Origin of the sequence: Methanothermobacter sp. EMTCatA1 (assembly GCF_002356395.1) — an archaeon.
Lineage (GTDB): Archaea > Methanobacteriota > Methanobacteria > Methanobacteriales > Methanothermobacteraceae > Methanothermobacter > Methanothermobacter thermautotrophicus.
In genome coordinates this window covers 1,302,531-1,320,406 of sequence record NZ_AP018336.1, presented here as the reverse complement: position 1 = coordinate 1,320,406, position 17,876 = coordinate 1,302,531, and the positions used below count along the sequence as shown (strand labels likewise).

Sequence of the window (17,876 nt, the reverse complement as noted above, 5' to 3'; positions counted from 1 at the left end):
TCAACGGACGACCTCCTCAAGGATTCTTCTGCTCCTGATTACACCATCATAGCTGTTCAGTTCTATCACACCCCTCTCTATGGATCCCAGGAGTTTAAGATCGACTGTGCCCTCCCCGAGGGGCAGGTGCTGGTCCCTCTTCCCGTTATTGTCACTGATGTGATAGTGGGCTGTTCTTTTGATCTCCAGGAAATCCTGGAGACGCCCTGTAGTGTTGGCATGTCCTATGTCAACCGTTGCGTAGGAGCCACATTTTTCAACAAATCTCTCATGTTCTGCAGGGTTATTGCAGAGGTAGGAGAATCTTCCGGGCATGTTTTCGACTGAGAATTTTATGGACAGATCCTCTGCGTATTCAACGCATTCACCAAGTGTTTCAAGTGCGAACTGGAGTGCAGCACTCCTTATCCTGTCCTCCCTCCGGTGGACCACTCCAGGGTGGGTTGTGACTGTTGTTGCACCTATCCTTGATGCAAGTTCAATTGTCTCGACCATCTGCCTCCCTGTCTCCTCCCTTATACCCCGGTTCATGCTTGCAGGGTTCAGGTCTATGGTGGGTGCGTGGATAAGGACCTCGAGGTCGAAGGACTCGAAGACTTCCAAGGAATCCCCGTCCTGAAGTAGCCTTCTTGGCCAGTAGGGTCCCTCACAGAGGAGCTCTACAAGTTCAAAACCGTCATCCTCTGCTTTCTGAAGGATGTTTTCCAGTGGCTCCATGAAAAGCGCCAGGGTTGAAAAACCAAGTCTCATATCAGATCCCGGTAGATCTTCTATTTATCGGGGCTTATGAGTCTTTCCATTTGATTGCAGTACCCACAAGTTACCCGCGCAGTTTCACGGGATACCGCCAGATTCCCTCCCCATCATCACCGGTTAAAGGACGCCTCATCAATATATCACAAACTTTATATATCATGAACATTTTATTATGGCAAATAGATATATCGTAAAACTGATATATTGTGTGTATGAAAACATCAGTTTCTCTGGAGATGACTCTATGTGCGCAGAAGAAGGTCCCCTCACCGGTGAGGGGGGTGAATTCGATGAAAAGATAATAAAAAGCTTCATGAGAGGATTTGGAAAGACAATGATCCTCTGGATGATAAGCAAGGAAAAAATACATGGCTACGAGATAATGCGACGCCTTGAAAGATTCTACTCATTCAAGGGCATGCACTGCAAGAACATAAAACCGCCCGGACCCAGCGTAATCTACCCGGTACTCCATGACCTCGAAAGGAAGGGACTGATAGAGGGCAGCTGGGAGATGCACGGTGAGAAAAGAGTGAAATACTATGAGATAACCCCTCTCGGTGAGAAGACGATAGAGAGGATCCGGCAGATAATGAGGGACCATGTATCAAAGATATGGGAAGACTTCTGGAATGACATGTTCCCCGCTGAAAGGGAGGATGAAACATGAAATATGCGATAGAAACCTTCGATCTCACAAAGGTCTACGGGGACTTCAAGGCGGTGGACAGCCTGAACATGAAGATAGAGAAGAACTCCATCTTTGGTTTCCTGGGGCCCAACGGGGCCGGGAAGACAACAACCATAAAGATGCTCACATGTCTCATCCCGCCAAGCTCAGGGACCGCCAGGGTTGCAGGTTATGATATACTCAAAAACCCCGATGAGGTCCGGCAGCAGATAGGCATGGTTCCCCAGAAGGTAAGCCTATACGAGGACCTCACAGCAAGGGAAAACGTGGAGATGTGCGCAGACTTCTATGGCATGCCCGAGGATCTGAAGGAATCAAGGATAGAGGAGCTCATGGAACTTGTGGACATAAAATACGCTGCAGACAAGCCAGTCGGGCAGATGTCAGGTGGCCAGCAGCAGAAGGTGTCACTGGTTGCAAGCCTCATACATCAACCAGACATCCTCTTCCTGGACGAACCAACAATCGGCCTGGACCCGACAACCAAGCGGGTGCTCTGGGACCTCATAGACGAACTGAACAGCAGCGGTCACACCATCATACTCTGCTCCCACGACATGTACGAGGTGGAACTCCTCTGTGACTACGTGGGGATAATAAATCAGGGCGTTCTTGCCGCCTTTGACACTCCACAGGGGCTCAAGGACACAGTGATAAAGGAGGAGGAATCCCTCAGAGCAAAGGAGATCGGTGGGATACTGGACAGGATCGACAAGGAGACGCCTGAATCCGAGAGAAGGGCCATCCAGGAGATCAAGAAATCAGAGAGGATATGTGCCAGTAAGGAGATAAGCATGCTCATTGTGAACCTCACAGATGATCTACTATCTGAACTGGAAGCCCTACCGGTTACACTGGACGTTAAGAAGCACCATACAGGAAGGATAATCCTTGAACTCGATGAAACATGCGAAACTGCCGTTAATGATGTTCTGGCGGCTGTTATAAGGAACAACGCCAGGATAACCTCAATTTCAACAAAGGACCCCTCACTCGAGGACGTATTTATGAAGGTTACAGGGAGGTAACCGTTATGGAAATGAAAAAGGTTATGTGGATGCTTAAGAAGGACCTGATAGTCCTCTGGAGGCACAAACCGCGCCTCATATCCATCATACTGTTCCCCATACTGATGATAACCCTCTTCGGTTATGGTATGGGCGGTACCCTTGAGAATATACCCGTGGTTATAGTGGAACAGAGCAGCGGTCCGGTGACAGACCAGACCGTTGATGCCATGAGGAACATGAGCCTCTATGATATAAAGGATATCCTGAAGGACCCGGAGATCGCCAGGGATATGGTGGACGCCGGGGAGGTCAAGGCAGCCATAATACTGCCACCTAACTATGATAACCTCACATCATCGGAGCCCACCGTGGTCATGTACCTTGACTCCTCGGATCAGCTGGCAAGCCAGGCCCTTGTACCGGCAACACAGGCCCTCTTCAGCAAGCTATCCGGGCAGCTTGCTGTGGAGAGGATGCAGGGCACATCCATGAATGCACAGAATTCAACTCCAAGTTCAGGTTTCCAGAGCATGGTCAGCACCATAAACCTCCAGATTGACAGAATCTACGGGGACGTCAAGTACATGGACTTCCTTGTGCCCGCCATACTGGCCATGACCATAATGTTCTCCTGCATGTTTGGAATGGGTCAGTCCATTGCGGGTGAACGGGAAAGGGGAGAGCTTGCAAGGCTCTTCATGACCCCCACAAGTGTAGCCACAGTTGTGGGAGGTAAGATAATCTCAAAGCTTGTGATAGAAAGTGGAAGGGCCCTTCTCCTGCTCTTCATTGCAATTCTTCTCTTCGGTATCAAGATAAATGGTAGCATGCTCCTGACGGTCCTGCTACTGATACTGACGGCCCTCTGCTTTGTCGGCTTTGGTATAATGATATCAGCCAGGGTGGGGACCCAGGAGGACTACATGCAGATGGTCATGCCCTTCGCCATGCCCATGATGTTCGTATCAGGGGTGTTCTACCCCATTGAGACCATGCCCTGGATATTCCAGAAGATAGCCTACGTAGTCCCCCTCACCTATGCCAACAATGCCCTCCGGGCAGTCATGCTAAAGGGCGCCGGTGCTGGGGACATAATGGTTAACCTCCTTGTGCTTGGTGGATTCACCCTCCTGTTCTTTGCGATGGGTGTTACCCGTTTCAACAGGGACATTTAATGTAATTAGTTTAATGTGGTGATAGAAATGATGAGAAAAGGTTTAATCGCGGCACTCATAATCCTTGGGATGATCCTCAGTCCTGTATCAGCAGCTGACTGGCCGGTATTCCATGGAGACGAACAGCACACAGGTTATGCAAAGGAGCCAAGCGACTTCTCTGCAAAGACATGGTACCTCTCCATTGGGGGTATAAAGTCATCCCCGGCCATATTCAACAAGGTGGCCTACATAGGATCCCTTGATGGGAGGCTCTATGCAGTGAACCTTGAGACCGGGTCCGTGGTCTGGAGCTACAAAACAGAGGGTGCCATCGTCTCATCGCCGGTGGTTGTAAATGGGACCGTATTTGTGGGTTCCTGGGATGGATACCTCTATGCAATAGACACAGACACCGGAGACCTTGAATGGAAATTCAAAACAGGTAACAGGATAGAATCATCACCTGCAGTGAGCGGGGACACCGTCTATATTGGATCTGATGACTGCAGGGTATACGCTGTGGACAGAGACGATGGCTCCAAGAAGTGGGAGTTCTACACCGGGGACGCCGTTAAATCATCACCCCTCCCTGTGAATGGCACCTTATATGTGGGTTCATTCAATGGTAAGGTATACGCCCTCTCAGAATCCGACGGGAACGAAGTATGGAGTTACACGTCAGGGGACGCCATAAGATCCTCACCAGCCTTCTGGAATGGGACAGTCTATGTGGGGTCAGATGACGGGAACATCTACGCCCTATCAGAGTCAGATGGGAATGTGATCTGGAAGTACAGCCTCGGCGACCGTGTATATTCCTCCCCATCAGTTGACACAGAGGAGAACAGTGTCTTCATTGGATGCGATGACGGGAACATCACATCCCTGGACACCAGGACCGGTGCCCTGAAATGGTCATTCCATACCGGTGCCCCTGTACGTTCAACACCGGCTCTCTTTGAGAACATGATAGCGGTGGGATCAGATGACGGGACACTCTACATCCTCAACAAGTACAGTGGCAGGGAGGAGTGGAGCTACTCCCCAGGCTACTACCTCTTCAGCTCACCTGTGAGTTCCTCTCCAGTGGTCTACGGCAAGACAGTCTACTTTGCAACCGAAAACGGATACATATACGCCCTTGACTCCAAGAAGAAGGAGGCTCCTACCTCAGTATTCGCCTACTACATCATTGCAGTGATCCTTGTAATCGCCGGAGCTGTTATCGGACTCAGGAAGGTTGCAGGAAGAAGATAAAATACCCATTTTAATTTTTAAAGGGGGATAATCCGATGTTCAGGACACTCATAATCTATGAGAGCACCTATGGGTCCACAGAGGAGGTTGCATCTAAAACCGGGATGATACTTGGACCATCGAGGTGCTGCAGGGTCCCTGAATTCCAGGAGCCCTTCAGGGACTTTGAATTCTTTGTAATTGGATCCGGTGTCTACCGGGGGAGAATGCACCCACGAATAACTGATTTTATAAGGGAAAACCCATGGCTCAGGGAGAAACCCGTGGCACTCTTCTCAGTTTCCCTGAGTAGAGAGGATGGTCTGAGAGCCATTAAGGAAGTTGAAGATCTTATCGGAGGTAGCATATATTCCCGGGCGCTTGGTGGACGTATGAAACTCGGCGAACTTTCAGAGGAGGACCTTGCTGATCTCCAGGCGTTCTCTGAGGTCACCGGTATTGAGTTGAGTGACGTTGATCTCCTGGATAAAGGGGAGGTCACTGAATTTGCACTTGAACTGAGGGACATCCGTGACTCCCTCATGACCTCCATTGATGAGGGTGAACTCCGTGGATTCATTGACGAATTCCTCAGATCACACAACACCTGCACCCTTGCAACCTGCCATGGAGGACAGCCACGGGCCACACCCCTTGAGTACATATATGATGGGGATTCCCTCCTCATAATCAGTGAGGGTGGTGAGAAATTTGCAGGTCTCCCCGAGAATGAACGGGTTTCAGTTGCAGTATACGAGGACTACACATCCATGAGCGACCTTGCAGGGATGCAGATAACGGGTGCTGCCAGCATACTCCATGGAAAGGATGCTGAACATGTTTATAAGCTGAGGGGTCTCAACCCGGATGCAGTGAAGGATCTGAACATTGATATGAATGTCATAAGGATTGATATCATGAAGGTTGAATTCCTCAACAGTAAATTCAGGGACCTCTCAGCATGCCCAAAGCAGGTCCTCTGGGTTAAAAAAGAGTAATTAAAATTGACTGCACGTAAAAACCCTTAAATGATTAATCAGAGGTCACTGCAACCTTTGATAATAAAATATAAAAAATGGAAACCTGTGGCTTCCATCTTTTATATTTTTAATCCTTTCGGAGCTGAATTTCTATTGCTGAAACATTGGTAGCGGTTCCCTCGTTACCAATGATCTCCTCTGTGCATATGTCGATGTTCTCTATCTGTATGTCTGGTATGAAGCGGTTCCTTACAATCTCTGCAACGTCAACAGCCCGGCTTATGGCTCTTCCACGGGCTTTAAGGATCACTTCACTGGTCCCACCGTTCATCTGAGTAACCACGGCCAGAACATAGTTCATTACAGGCTTGTTTCCGATGTATACTACATTCTCCTCTGACATCACTTAACCTCCAAGAGTGTCTGTAATAAAGATAGAAACCCAAGATTATATAAACTTTGTGATATGGTAACTGAAAAATTTAATAACAATCATGATCCCCATAAACAGCCCCGCACATTCTAGCACCAAGGTTAACAGCCCCCCTGAAACCTGCTGTGAGGCTGGATCCATGCATAACATCGATGAGGGGTGCCCCTGAAACCTCAGATATGCGGGTCTCTGCAAGGCCTCCCAGTATCAGTTCGGGTTCAGTCCTGATGATGGCCTCCTCAATATCAGAAACATCGACCCCGACAAGTATCTCTGACCTCAATCCAGGCACCCCTCTAAGGTTTTCCAGTGTGTAATCACCTATCATATCCATTGATACAAGAACTGGCTTCATCCGCAGTTCAGTTATGAATTCTGTGAGTGCAACGGCCCTTGTTGGTCCTGAAACTACCGCCACCCTCAGACCCTCAAGTTCAGCCCTTATTCGATCCCTCTCCTCGATAAAAGCTGAGAATTCCTCATTTATGGGATAATCGAGGTTGAGATACCCGAGAACCTCCCTGTAAAATCTGAGTGAATTTGAAAAACCTATGGGGATGGGGTGGTGGATGAAGGGTGTCCCGAAGTTCTCCTCAAGGAAGCGGCAGGGGGCGATACCCGAGACATCACAGAAGGAGCAGTTGAGGTGGCCCGCCGGGATCATGGTCATGTCCCTGATGCTGCATCCTGATGTCAGGACACAGTTCACATCCACCCCCATCAATGATAGGGACTCCCTGACCTCCCTGAGGTCGGCTCCGCCCCTGAATTCACCTATTATGTTGACTGAAGGCTTAGATGATGGCTCCATCCTCCAGCAGAATTTATGGATGAGTGCCATCATCACCTCCTCATATCCCTCACCCTGACTGGATTCAAATCCACCGGCACTGACGGTTATGAGCTCCGCGTCCACGAGTTCTGAGGTCTCATCTGCAACCCGCCCTATATCCTCTCCGATTATGCTGGTTGCACAGGAACTCATAATTACTATGATATCAGGTTTTCGTGTCCTGTCAACCTCTATTATCCTGTCCCTGAGTTTCTCTGATGCTCCGAAGACCACGTCTGATTCTGATAGTTCTGTTGATGCCACAGCTATCCTCCGCCCGCCCCTGGCTGTGAGTAGATAGCCTATATGGTATGCGCATCCCCTGGGGCCATGGATGAGGGGTACTGCATTTTTTATGCCTGTCACCGCCCTCACGGCACCGAAGAGCTTGCAGGTTGAAACTGGCCCCATATCATACCAGCTCAATCACTTTTCTATTTAAGGCTCAGAATCTTGTTTATGGCGTCCAGTACTGCCTCAACACTCGCCATGACTATGTCCTCCCTGGTGGACCTTCCTGTGGCCTTGTTACCCTCCCCGTCACTCATGACAACGAAGACCTCTGCAAGTGCGTTTGTACCACCAGTTATGGCCTCTATGTTGTATTCATCGAGTTCTATGTCTGCTGTTTCACTTACAAGGCTTTGTATGGCGTTTATTGCAGCATCTACAGGTCCAACCCCTGTCATGGATGTTGTCTTGACCTCGTCACCGATTCTGAGCTTAACTGTGGCTGTTGGCATCACACTCTCCCCTGTCATGACTGCTATGCCCTCCAGCTTCACTATTTCCCTGCTGGCCTTTCCAAGGATGGTGACGGCCATGGCCCTCAGATCAGCATCCGTGATCCTCTTACCCTTATCTCCAAGCCTCTTGACCTGTTCATAGAGTGTGCAGAACTGTTCCTCCTTCATCTCTATTCCGTATTCCTGGAGCTTTGATCTGAGGGCGTTGGCTCCTGTGTGTTTACCAAGGACTATCCTCCTCTTGTGGCCCACCATCTCAGGGGTTATTGGTTCATAGGTTTCAGCCTTTTCAAGGACTCCATGCACGTGTATGCCGGCTTCATGTGCAAAGGCGTTTTCACCGACTATGGCCTTGTTGGGGGGCATCCTGACACCGGTTATCTTTGAGACGAATTCTGAGATGTTGACGAGTTCCACGGTTCTTATATCCACCGGGAGGTCATACCTGGTTATGAGGGCCATTACAACCTCCTCAAGGGCAGCGTTTCCTGCCCTTTCACCGAGACCATTCACTGTTGCATGTACCTGTGATGCCCCGGCCTCCACCGCTGCAAGGGAGTTGGCGACTGCCAGGCCGAAGTCATTGTGACAGTGCACGCTTATGGGTACCCTGAGTTCCTCCTTAAGCCGGGATACCAGGTGGTTCATGGCCCGGGGTATCATGACCCCGACGGTATCCGGGACGTTTATGATCTCGGCACCGGCATCCTCGGCTGCACGGTATACCTCAACCAGGTAATCAAATTCAGTCCTTGTTGCATCCTCCGCAGAGAACTCAACCTTCAGGCCATGTTCAGCCGCATATTCCACTCCAAAGACCGCCCTGTCTATTATCTCATCAGGGGACATTTTGAGCTTGTATTCCCGGTGGAGTGGTGATGTCCCTATGAAGGTGTGTATGTAATCAACTCCACAGTCTATTGCCGCGTCTATGTCCTCACGGAGCACCCTTGCCAAACCACAGATATTTGCTTCAAGTCCGAGTTCAACTATTCTCCTTATGGAGTTCATTTCACCTGGAGATGCTGCAGGGAACCCTGCCTCGATTGTATCGACTCCAAGGGCGTCGAGCTTCCTTGCTATACCCGTCTTTTCCTCCACTGTGAGGGCCACTCCAGGTGTCTGTTCACCATCCCTCAGTGTTGTGTCAAATATCCTGACATTCTCCGGGAGATTCATTTCTCCTTTAACCTCTTCTATGTACATCTTGATTCCCCGTGGTCTGGCATTTTATCTGCTTAAATTTCTGTGGGCTACAATTAAAAGCTTTTACACACAGTATGTTATAAGTTATATCTTATAAGTTATAACCCGGGTTCCCGGGTGCCAGGTAATTTACAGAAAACCATTAAACCGCCATGCTCAGGCTCAGGAAATTTCTGAGACCCGGGGCAAGGCCCAGTATAAATATCACAAGCTTGAGGGCCTCTGAATCCATATCGGACTCAACGTATCTATCAATGGCATAGAGGGCCGTCAGTATAACCGCCATCTTCAGGGGAAACATGACCATGGCAGTGCCCGTGAGGCCTGTTAGGGCTGATGGCAGCACATGCTGCTCTATATAGCCGTACCAGTCAACGGCAACGTAGGTTGAGGATGCATCGAAGAGGTGTGCATATATAACAGGGAGGTTCATCCTGCCCCGGAGGAACTCCCACCTCAAGCTCAGGGCGTAAAATGCTGCTGAAAAAACTGAGAACACTCCGAGGACGGAGAGGAAGGGTACCGGATCTATGTGACGTATGCTGATGAGGTTGGGCGCAGCGAGGACAGAGCCCGTGGCAAATATAAGTTTCCTGTAATCCCAGCCACGGGTCTCCTCAAGTTTAACCGCGGCTATTAGTGTTGCTATGGTTGTAAGGCCCACAAGGATGTATATGCCCGGGGTTACCAGAAGGTGTGTTAGCGGGTATATCCCGTTATCAACAAGGGCCCTTGCACCGGAGCCCAGGAATATGAAGGGAAGCAGGGGCACAAGTAGCTCGCCTGGATCCTTTTTAAGCCATCTGAACATCCTGAGTATTATCAGAACAGCTATTCCGAGTACAATCCCGAATACGACCGTGTTCAGTGGTGTGTAACCAGGGTGCAGGTAAAAGAAGTTGCTCTCAAGGAACTCGATGATTTCAGATATCATGTCACTCCCCCATGTTGAGGAGGTATGTCTGTCGAGGGCTGCAATGCATCTGATGACCGTGCCATGCCCGCATACGCTATTGAAGAATAGATTCCACTGGGAGGGTCAAATATGAGGTGTGCTGCCCAATTAGAGTTATCAGGATCAGACATAATCCCTCATCCTTCCAAGTAATTTCTTGTTTATGACCTCCCTCACAATGAGTGGGAGTGGTGTCCTGCTTCCTGCTGGCTCTGTTTTTCCCTTAAGGATAGCCCTGACTATATCATCAGCCTCGCCCTCAGAGTCAACCAGGGTGAAGGAGCTTCCAACGGCCTCCAGAAAGTGGGCGTCACTTGCACCTATCTCTGGTATGCCTCTTTTCCTTGCAAACTTCCGGGCCCTCCAGTTCGAGTAGCCCACGATGTACCTGGAGTTCAGGGTCTCGATGGCGTCAACACGGATGTTACGCTCATTCACAAAGAGTCCCTGCCGGTACCTCACAAAGGGGTGGGGTATTATGGCGACTCCATCCTGGTCATGTATCTCATCCAGGGTCTCGACCGGAGTGAGTCCCCTCGAGATCTCCTCCTGGATGCCAAGGGCAACGATATGTCCAGCAGATGTGCTGAGCTCCATTGCGGGTACCACGGTTATGCCCATTCCCCGGGACTCCTTGAGGGCGATTATTGATCCCTTCATTGTGTTGTGGTCTGCAACTGCCACCGCATCAAGACCCACGGCTGAGGCCCTCCTGAGGATCTCCCTGGGGGTTCCCCTCGCATCACCAGAATATACGCTGTGTATGTGGGGGTCTATCCTGATCATCCCATCACCCTGTACTCAATACTCCAGCAAAACAACACAAACATCAACTCACCCTATACTCAATACTCCTTATGAGACCCACGGGTCCTGTCATCATAACATCCCCCGCCGGTGCTGCATGGTGGACATCAAGGTCTATACCGTCAAGTATGCCCCTCTGGGGACCGGTTGCAACCACCTTGACCGGTTCGCCAACAGCATCAATGACATGGGCACCGTGACCGCCATCTCCATGGATTTCACCGTGGGTCAGCTCACCCAGGCAGAGCCTTATAATGAAGTCCTCGAGTTTAGCCGGTGAGAGCATGCGGGTGTGGTGCTCCATGACACCATGTATCCTCCCTTCAAGGATGCTGGCTGCCAGGGTGTGTCCATTTCCCACGTCCACCACGACAATCGGCTCATCTGAACTGACTGCAGGATCCATGAGTGCCCCGGTCACTGAGGCGAACTTTGAATCCATGATGAGGGTGGGGTGTCTGATGGCCTTCTCAATGGACTTCATCCTTGTGAAGTACTCAGGGACGTCTCCCAGGTAGGAGAACTCCTCCGGGGGGATGGGTACGGATAATTTCTCCCTGATCTTCATGAATCTGAAGTTCCTATCACCCATATCACCCCCGGCCCCGTGGTCCTGTACAGCAACACCCAGCAAATCAAAGTCCAGATCAACGTCAAAGCATGCAAGTGCCCCTCTTATGGCCTCAAGGTCTACGTCCCTGAATTCAATGCTCTGAAGTCCCGGGTTTTCCTCTGATATCTCTATTCCCATGGCCATGACCCTTTCAGGATCATCCCTGACTGTCCTGGCTGCTTCAGGTGTCATGACCACCCGGTTTCCGGCTCCGATGTGTTCAAGTATTGCACGTGTAACCGGGCCCCCGCCCATTGTCTGTCCACTGATAAAGACATCGCCACTGATCCCCCGGATTCTCCCTGCAATTATCCTTGTTGGTGAGGGCATTACCATCTTCAGGGAGTTCTCTATCCTGTCGATCCCCGTGTCATGGTACATTATATCCTGGGTTCCGGCCCCCACATCAACTGCAAGTATTTTCATGTGGGAAACATATCTCATCACTGTTTATTAACCATTCCCTTTGATGTACATATATGTACAGTAAAGTTTTAAATAGTTCTTTAAAGATATCTTACTGCATGGAAATGATGATTTCATCAGTAGGGACCAGTTCCAGCCATGAGGTGATATGATGAATAAGATCGTTCTTGATGAAAATGAAATACCAAAGAAGTGGTACAACATTAACCCGGACTTCCCTCACCACTACCAGAACCAAAAAACCCTGAGGGTGGGAAGAACATTGAAAACCTGCCAAGGGTATTCTCAAGGGGAGTGCTTGAGCAGGAGATGTCCATGGAGAGATGGATAAAGATTCCCAGGGAGGTCATGGACGTCTATAAGATGATTGGAAGGCCCACACCACTATTCAGGGCAAAGGGCCTTGAGGAGATGCTGGACACTCCGGCAAGGATATACTACAAGAGGGAAGACTATTCCCCCACAGGGAGCCATAAACTGAACACCGCCATAGCCCAGGCATACTATGCCCGGAAGGATGGTGCAGAGAGATTAACAACAGAGACCGGTGCAGGGCAGTGGGGAACAGCCCTCTCCCTTGCCTGCTCACTGATGGACCTCCAGTGCAAGGTCTACATGGTCAGAGTATCCTTCAACCAGAAACCCTTCAGAAAAACCATAATGCAGCTATACGGTGGTGAGGTTGTACCATCCCCAAGCAATCACACAGAATTTGGTCGCAGGATGCTCAAGGAGGACCCCGAACATCCCGGATCCCTGGGTATAGCCATATCTGAGGCCATGGAGGAGGCTCTCCAGGAAGAAAACGTCTACTACTCCCTTGGAAGTGTACTTAACCATGTGCTCCTTCACCAGACCGTAATAGGTCTTGAGACAAAGAAACAGCTTGAAATCGCAGGTGAAACACCAGACATCATGATAGGGTGCGTTGGAGGGGGCAGCAACTTCGGGGGGGCCATCTTCCCCTTCGTGAAGGACAAGCTTGATGGTAAGCTGGACTGTGAATTCATTGCTGCAGAGCCAAAGTCATGCCCAACACTCACAGCCGGAGAGTACCGCTACGACTTCGGTGACACTGCAGGCATGACCCCGCTCCTCAAGATGTACACCCTCGGCCACGACTTTGTACCCCCATCCGTCCATGCCGGTGGCCTCAGGTACCATGGAATGTCACCCCAGGTCGCACTCCTCGTGAGGGAGGGTGTGATCAATGCCAGGGCCGTTCCCCAGCACACCATATTCGAGAGCGGCGTCAAGTTTGCAAAGGCAGAGGGTGTTGTGCCGGCCCCGGAAACATGCCATGCCATAAGTGTGGCAATCGATGAAGCACGCAAGTGCCGGGAAACCGGTGAAGAGAAGACCATAGTTATCAGTTTCTCAGGCCATGGCCTCCTCGACCTTAAGGGATACGGTGACTACCTGGAGGGTAAAATCTAAACCCCTCCACCACCTCACCCCTACTGATTTTTTTCTCCCGGAGCCATCCAGAAACGGTGATGGCCGCTTCAATAGATATAAATACCATCATCACCTACACTAAAATTAATTTATATCAATCTCATCAAGGTGATCTGATGGACTACAGGAACATAGTTATCGGTGCCATGGTTCTCATCATAGCACTGATGGTTGGTTTCAATGTTGCCCTGTACCTGGGGGCCCAGGACCAGAATGTAACCCAGCTGGATTGGTCAGATAATGCAACAACAGATATGAGTTTTGCAAATGAATCCCCGGCACCGGTCAGCACCGACAACACAAAAACCACCACCAAGAAGATAAAAACAAACACAAGCAGTGCTGAAAACAGCACAGAAACATCTGAACCTGAAGAACCAGCAGGAAACCAGACCACATAGGAGGATTTTAATGTACAGAATAGGTGAAGCACTCATAGGAAGCGGCAACGAAGTCGCGCATATAGATCTCATCATAGGGGATAAGGAGGGAAACGCAGGGGCCGCCTTCGCAAATGGTCTCACAAACCTTTCACTGGGTCACACCCCACTTCTATCAGTCGTAAGACCCAACCTCATGACCAAGCCCGCCACACTCATCGTGCCAAAGGTCACGGTGAGCTGCCTTGAGGATGCCGATAAGGTATTTGGTCCTGCCCAGACAGCAGTGGCACGTGCAGTTGCTGATTCCGTTGAGGAGGGCATAATCCCCGAGGAAAAGGCTGAAGACCTGGTTGTTATAGTCAGCGTATTCATACACCCTGAGGCAGAGGACTACAGGAAGATATACCAGTACAACTACGGAGCAACCAAGCTTGCCCTCAGAAGGGCCATGGAGGGCTACCCATCAGTCAGAAAGGTCCTCAGTGAAAAGGACCGCGGAAGCCATCCCATAATGGGCTTCAGGGCCGTGAGGCTCTGGAACCCCCCATACCTGCAGGTTGCCCTTGACCTCGATAGCATGGAGGAGATGGAGAGGATCATCAACACCCTTCCTGACAGGGAGCGTATACTGCTTGAAGCTGGAACACCCCTTGTCAAGAAATTCGGTGTGGGTGTTGTCAGGAGGATAAGGGAGCTTAGAAGGGATGCCTTCATAATAGCGGACCTCAAAACCCTGGATGTTGGAAGGATAGAGGTCAAAATGGCTGCAGATGAAACTGCGGACGCCGTTGCAATATCAGGCCTCGGGACAGTTGAGTCCATTGAAAAGGCCATCCACGAGGCCCAGAAACAGGGAATCTACTCCATACTTGACATGATGAACGTTGAAAACTTCGTCGATAAACTCAGGGGACTCAAATACAAACCCGACATTGTTCTCCTCCACAGAAACGTTGACCTTGAAACCCTCAGAGCTGAACGTGGAGAGGAACTTGGTGAAATGAGTGAATGGGGTAACATCAGGGAGATAAAGGAGATCCTTGGACCCAGGGGCCTTGTGGCAGTGGCAGGGGGAATAACACCCTCAAAGATGCAGGAGGCCCTTGACAGCGGCGCAGACATAATAGTCGTTGGCAGGTACATAATAGGATCAAGGGACGTCAGGAGGGCTGCAGAGGACTTCCTTGAGCACATGCCCCAGGACCCCGACACCATGAGACTGCCCCTCGACGAGGACGAAGCAATCTAGAACTGGAGGGGGTTGCATGATACTCGGTATATGTGGAAGCCCCAGGAAGCAGGCAACAGAACATGTCCTTGAAAGGGCCCTCTCAATGCTTGAGGATGATGGCCTTGAGACAGAGTTCTTCACGGTGAGGGGTAAGAACATCTCCCCCTGCAGACACTGTGATTACTGCCTGAGGAATAAGGAATGTGTGCTGAAGGATGACATGTTCCCCCTATATGAACTACTCCGGAGGGCCGCCGGGATCATAATTGCAACCCCCGTGTACAATGGAGGTGTCAGCGCCCAGATAAAGGCCATCATGGATCGTTGCCGGGCACTGGGTGCTGAAGACTATGACTCCCTCCGCGGGAAGGTTGGTATGGGTATAGCTGTTGGTGGTGATAGATGCGGGGGGCAGGAGCCAGCCCTCATGCAGATCCACACCTTCTACATACTCAACGGCGTCATACCCGTAAGTGGAGGTTCCTTCGGTGCAAATCTGGGGGCCTGTTTCTGGTCAAGGGACACCCTTGAGGGTGTTAAAGAGGACTCATATGGATTCAAAACCCTCAAAAAGACCCTGGGCATGTTTAAAAGGTTCCTGGACTCTGAAGGACCCTGAAATTCTTTTTTATTCGGAATTTATTTAAATCCGTCAACTCTTTATTTCTGGTGATTCAATGGCATCTTCAGGCACATCCAAACTTCTAAAGGGCAGTTTCCTTATAATGATAGGCAACCTCCTGTTCAGGGTCGGGGGCTACATCTACAGGGTGCTCATGACGCGTCTGCTTGGACCCGAGGGCTACGGTTTGCTTGGACTCACACTCCCCTTCCAGGGAATATTCCAGATACTGGCAGCGGGGGGCCTTCCTCCAGCCATTGCAAAGTACGTGGCCCAGCATAGGGCTCTGAATGAGGAGGAGATGGCGCGCCAGGTCGTTGTGACATCCCTAAAGGTGATGATATTCCTGGGTATAGCCTTTTCCCTGGTCATGTTTTTCACTGCCCCCTGGCTTGCAAATGATTTCTTCCACAAACCAGCGGCCCAGTACCCCCTCCAGGCGGTTGCCCTCATAACACCATTCAGTGTCATTGTTGGGGCATTCCGTGGAGCATTTCAGGGCATATACCGCATGGAATACGTCGTGATTACAAGGGCTGTTGAGCAGGTTTTCATGATAACAATGGCTGTTGTATTCGTCATGGCAGGTTTCTATGCAGCCGGGGCGGTCATTGGCACCTCCATGGGGTTCCTTGCATCAGCCATCTCAGCCATAATCATCTTTCGCAGACTGATAAACAGTTACTTTCCGCCCGCCCCACCCGAAAAGAGACTGGGCCTCAGGGAGGAACTTGGACTTGTCAAGACCCTGATATCCTTCTCGATCCCGGTCATAATAACCGCCCTCTCTGAGATGGCCATATACGACATAAGCGTATTCGTAATAGGATACTTCATGGCAACAACCTCGGTGGGGTACTACACCGCCGCCGATCCTGTTGCAAGGCTCCCTCTTGTGATATCAATGTCTGTAGCCACGGCTGTACTTCCAGCAGCCTCTGAAGCATTCGCCCTGAAGGATCAGAATCTCCTTGAGACCTACATTGTCCAGTCATACCGGGTCGTGACCCTCCTTGTGCTGCCAATGTGTGTGGGTATAGCCGTGTTCTCAGGGCCCCTCCTTGAACTCCTCTTTGGGAGGGACTTCATCTTTGGGGCTGGGGCCCTCAGCATACTCGTGGTGGGTATGAGCTTCTACACCCTCTTCATGATATCATCAAGCATAGCCCAGGGGATAGGGTACCCCCGCCTCCCCATGTATGTCCTGGTGGGTGGGACCATCATAAACCTTGTACTCAACGTTGCCCTTGTACCCATGCTCGGGATCGAGGGAGGGGCCCTTGCAACAACCCTTGCAGCCCTAATTATAATGATCATAATCCTGTGGAAGACCACACAGATAACAGGTGTGAAGCTTCCAGGGATGGCGTTCATCAGGATAGCCACTGCATCCGGGGTTATGGGTGGTTTCATGATTCTGCTCCCCCAGAACATCCCAGGCCTCCTTGCAGCCATCATCTTCGCTCCCCTGGTTTATGGTCTGAGCATTCTCCTTGTCGGTGGTGTTGAGAAGAGGGATGTGAGGCTCATTCGAAGGTTAGGTGCAAGGATGGGGCCCCTCAGTGGTGCAGTTGCAAGAATGGCTGATCTGATGGACCGGTGGGCGAGATAGTTGATGGCATAAAGATATAAAGAACCGGCGCCATAGGTTCTACAATGAGATTTGCCTGTAGAATCCCTATCAACGATCTTGAAGTTCCGGTTGATGAGAGAATGTTCAAGCTCCTCAACCTCATCCACAGGATGGGCTCCATAACAGTTGCAGCAAGGGATGCTGGAATTCCCTACAGAAGCGCCCTTGCATACATACGGAACGTCGAGGATATCCTTGGCGAGAACATAGTGGAGACCCGGCGTGGTGGAAGGGGAGGTGGTGGAGGCAGCAGGCTCACAGATACAGGCCTGATGATCATCAAGGAGTACCTTAAACTAAAGAGGGCCCTCGAAAGACAGAGAACTGTGAATGAACTTGAGGGTGTCGTTAAGGAGGTTTCAGCGGATGGTCTCAGGGTTGTGGTAGGGGGTTTCACCATTGATGCCGCCCGTGCAGAGGATGTATCCGCCGGGGACAGGGTCATCCTCCTTGTTGAACCCGACGATGTTGTCCTGATGAGGGAAAGGCAGGTCACAAGCATGAGGAACATCATCAGGGGGAGGGTGACAGGTCTTGAGATGAAGGGGGACATCGTAAGGGTCAGAGTGGACGCCGGTGATGGACTTGAAATTGAAACCCATATAACACCGGCTTCACAGAGGAACCTCCAGCTTAAACTGGGCACAATGATCTACGCCGGTTTTAAGGCAGTTGCTGTTACCGTCCTGAAGATATGAGGT

17 protein-coding genes and 1 pseudogene are annotated in these 17,876 nt (G+C 50.6%); 11 read left to right on the top strand and 7 right to left on the bottom strand.

Annotation, left to right across the window (positions count from 1 at the left end):
- Positions 1–750 (bottom strand): sugar phosphate isomerase/epimerase, encoded by a 750-nt coding sequence (locus tag tca_RS07105; protein WP_048176008.1) that lies wholly within the window; start codon positions 748–750, stop codon positions 1–3.
- 250 nt (positions 751–1,000) lie between these two features.
- Between tca_RS07105 and tca_RS07100 the strand changes: the two genes are divergently transcribed.
- The 5 genes from tca_RS07100 to tca_RS07080 are packed head-to-tail and all read left to right on the top strand — an operon-like array spanning position 1,001 to position 5,848.
- Positions 1,001–1,426: a PadR family transcriptional regulator gene (locus tag tca_RS07100; protein WP_143485784.1), complete on the top strand. Its 426-nt coding sequence runs from the start codon at positions 1,001–1,003 to the stop codon at positions 1,424–1,426.
- Positions 1,423–2,475, top strand: a complete 1,053-nt coding sequence (locus tag tca_RS07095) for a DrrA-related ABC transporter ATP-binding protein (RefSeq protein ID WP_286708765.1) — start codon at positions 1,423–1,425, stop codon at positions 2,473–2,475. The genes tca_RS07100 and tca_RS07095 overlap by 4 nt, the downstream gene beginning before the upstream one ends.
- Before the next feature lie 5 nt (positions 2,476–2,480).
- Positions 2,481–3,632 carry an ABC transporter permease gene (locus tca_RS07090; RefSeq protein ID WP_010877096.1) on the top strand — a complete coding sequence of 384 codons (1,152 nt, stop codon included), beginning with the start codon at positions 2,481–2,483 and terminating at the stop codon, positions 3,630–3,632.
- A 27-nt stretch (positions 3,633–3,659) separates the two neighbouring features.
- The gene (locus tca_RS07085; RefSeq protein WP_231855279.1) at positions 3,660–4,871 is read left to right on the top strand and encodes a PQQ-binding-like beta-propeller repeat protein; all 1,212 of its coding nucleotides are present in this window, start codon (positions 3,660–3,662) and stop codon (positions 4,869–4,871) included.
- Positions 4,872–4,906: 35 nt separating this feature from the next.
- Positions 4,907–5,848 carry a pyridoxamine 5'-phosphate oxidase family protein gene (locus tca_RS07080; protein ID WP_010877094.1) on the top strand — a complete coding sequence of 314 codons (942 nt, stop codon included), beginning with the start codon at positions 4,907–4,909 and terminating at the stop codon, positions 5,846–5,848.
- A 109-nt stretch (positions 5,849–5,957) separates the two neighbouring features.
- Here tca_RS07080 and albA read toward each other — a convergent pair whose 3' ends face one another.
- The 6 genes from albA to tca_RS07050 form a co-directional block, all read right to left on the bottom strand.
- Positions 5,958–6,233, bottom strand: a complete 276-nt coding sequence (gene albA, locus tca_RS07075; RefSeq protein WP_013294904.1) for a DNA-binding protein Alba — start codon at positions 6,231–6,233, stop codon at positions 5,958–5,960.
- A 79-nt stretch (positions 6,234–6,312) separates the two neighbouring features.
- Entirely contained in the window at positions 6,313–7,521 is a 1,209-nt protein-coding gene (locus tca_RS07070) for a nitrogenase component 1 (RefSeq protein ID WP_010877092.1), read from the bottom strand.
- Positions 7,522–7,529: 8 nt separating this feature from the next.
- Entirely contained in the window at positions 7,530–9,047 is a 1,518-nt protein-coding gene (locus tca_RS07065; RefSeq protein ID WP_010877091.1) for a 2-isopropylmalate synthase, read from the bottom strand.
- 142 nt (positions 9,048–9,189) lie between these two features.
- Complete coding sequence (locus tca_RS07060) at positions 9,190–9,981, bottom strand: DUF63 family protein (protein WP_010877090.1); 792 nt, start codon at positions 9,979–9,981, stop codon at positions 9,190–9,192.
- A 144-nt stretch (positions 9,982–10,125) separates the two neighbouring features.
- Positions 10,126–10,788 carry a PHP domain-containing protein gene (locus tca_RS07055; protein WP_173402637.1) on the bottom strand — a complete coding sequence of 221 codons (663 nt, stop codon included), beginning with the start codon at positions 10,786–10,788 and terminating at the stop codon, positions 10,126–10,128.
- A 43-nt stretch (positions 10,789–10,831) separates the two neighbouring features.
- Positions 10,832–11,848 carry a DUF1786 domain-containing protein gene (locus tag tca_RS07050; RefSeq protein WP_048176007.1) on the bottom strand — a complete coding sequence of 339 codons (1,017 nt, stop codon included), beginning with the start codon at positions 11,846–11,848 and terminating at the stop codon, positions 10,832–10,834.
- 148 nt (positions 11,849–11,996) lie between these two features.
- Between tca_RS07050 and tca_RS07045 the strand changes: the two are divergent.
- The 6 genes and pseudogenes from tca_RS07045 (at position 11,997) to tca_RS07020 (ending at position 17,873) form a co-directional block, all read left to right on the top strand.
- Positions 11,997–13,285: pseudogene (locus tag tca_RS07045) on the top strand (TrpB-like pyridoxal phosphate-dependent enzyme).
- A 137-nt stretch (positions 13,286–13,422) separates the two neighbouring features.
- Entirely contained in the window at positions 13,423–13,707 is a 285-nt protein-coding gene (locus tca_RS07040; RefSeq protein ID WP_048176004.1) for a hypothetical protein, read from the top strand.
- 10 nt (positions 13,708–13,717) lie between these two features.
- A complete protein-coding gene (locus tag tca_RS07035; protein WP_010877084.1) occupies positions 13,718–14,938 on the top strand; it encodes a bifunctional 5,6,7,8-tetrahydromethanopterin hydro-lyase/3-hexulose-6-phosphate synthase in 1,221 nt (406 codons plus the stop codon).
- Between the two features lie 16 nt (positions 14,939–14,954).
- Positions 14,955–15,539, top strand: coding sequence for a flavodoxin family protein (locus tca_RS07030; RefSeq protein WP_048176002.1), 585 nt, complete (start codon positions 14,955–14,957; stop codon positions 15,537–15,539).
- A 58-nt stretch (positions 15,540–15,597) separates the two neighbouring features.
- The gene (locus tca_RS07025; RefSeq protein ID WP_048176000.1) at positions 15,598–17,154 is read left to right on the top strand and encodes an oligosaccharide flippase family protein; all 1,557 of its coding nucleotides are present in this window, start codon (positions 15,598–15,600) and stop codon (positions 17,152–17,154) included.
- Between the two features lie 44 nt (positions 17,155–17,198).
- Entirely contained in the window at positions 17,199–17,873 is a 675-nt protein-coding gene (locus tca_RS07020) for a TOBE domain-containing protein (RefSeq protein ID WP_084126280.1), read from the top strand.
- Positions 17,874–17,876 lie beyond the last annotated feature (3 nt).

Excerpts from the sequence above, each read along its gene's own strand:
- tca_RS07105 (WP_048176008.1), bottom strand. The coding sequence starts at position 750 with ATGAGACTTGGTTTTTCAACCCTGGCGCTTTTCATGGAGCCACTGGAA.
- tca_RS07100 (WP_143485784.1), top strand. The coding sequence starts at position 1,001 with ATGTGCGCAGAAGAAGGTCCCCTCACCGGTGAGGGGGGTGAATTCGAT.
- tca_RS07095 (WP_286708765.1), top strand. The coding sequence starts at position 1,423 with ATGAAATATGCGATAGAAACCTTCGATCTCACAAAGGTCTACGGGGAC.
- tca_RS07090 (WP_010877096.1), top strand. The coding sequence starts at position 2,481 with ATGGAAATGAAAAAGGTTATGTGGATGCTTAAGAAGGACCTGATAGTC.
- tca_RS07085 (WP_231855279.1), top strand. The coding sequence starts at position 3,660 with ATGATGAGAAAAGGTTTAATCGCGGCACTCATAATCCTTGGGATGATC.
- tca_RS07080 (WP_010877094.1), top strand. The coding sequence starts at position 4,907 with ATGTTCAGGACACTCATAATCTATGAGAGCACCTATGGGTCCACAGAG.
- albA (WP_013294904.1), bottom strand. The coding sequence starts at position 6,233 with ATGTCAGAGGAGAATGTAGTATACATCGGAAACAAGCCTGTAATGAAC.
- tca_RS07065 (WP_010877091.1), bottom strand. The coding sequence starts at position 9,047 with ATGTACATAGAAGAGGTTAAAGGAGAAATGAATCTCCCGGAGAATGTC.
- tca_RS07060 (WP_010877090.1), bottom strand. The coding sequence starts at position 9,981 with ATGATATCTGAAATCATCGAGTTCCTTGAGAGCAACTTCTTTTACCTG.
- tca_RS07055 (WP_173402637.1), bottom strand. The coding sequence starts at position 10,788 with ATGATCAGGATAGACCCCCACATACACAGCGTATATTCTGGTGATGCG.
- tca_RS07050 (WP_048176007.1), bottom strand. The coding sequence starts at position 11,848 with ATGAAAATACTTGCAGTTGATGTGGGGGCCGGAACCCAGGATATAATG.
- tca_RS07040 (WP_048176004.1), top strand. The coding sequence starts at position 13,423 with ATGGACTACAGGAACATAGTTATCGGTGCCATGGTTCTCATCATAGCA.
- tca_RS07035 (WP_010877084.1), top strand. The coding sequence starts at position 13,718 with ATGTACAGAATAGGTGAAGCACTCATAGGAAGCGGCAACGAAGTCGCG.
- tca_RS07030 (WP_048176002.1), top strand. The coding sequence starts at position 14,955 with ATGATACTCGGTATATGTGGAAGCCCCAGGAAGCAGGCAACAGAACAT.
- tca_RS07025 (WP_048176000.1), top strand. The coding sequence starts at position 15,598 with ATGGCATCTTCAGGCACATCCAAACTTCTAAAGGGCAGTTTCCTTATA.
- tca_RS07020 (WP_084126280.1), top strand. The coding sequence starts at position 17,199 with ATGAGATTTGCCTGTAGAATCCCTATCAACGATCTTGAAGTTCCGGTT.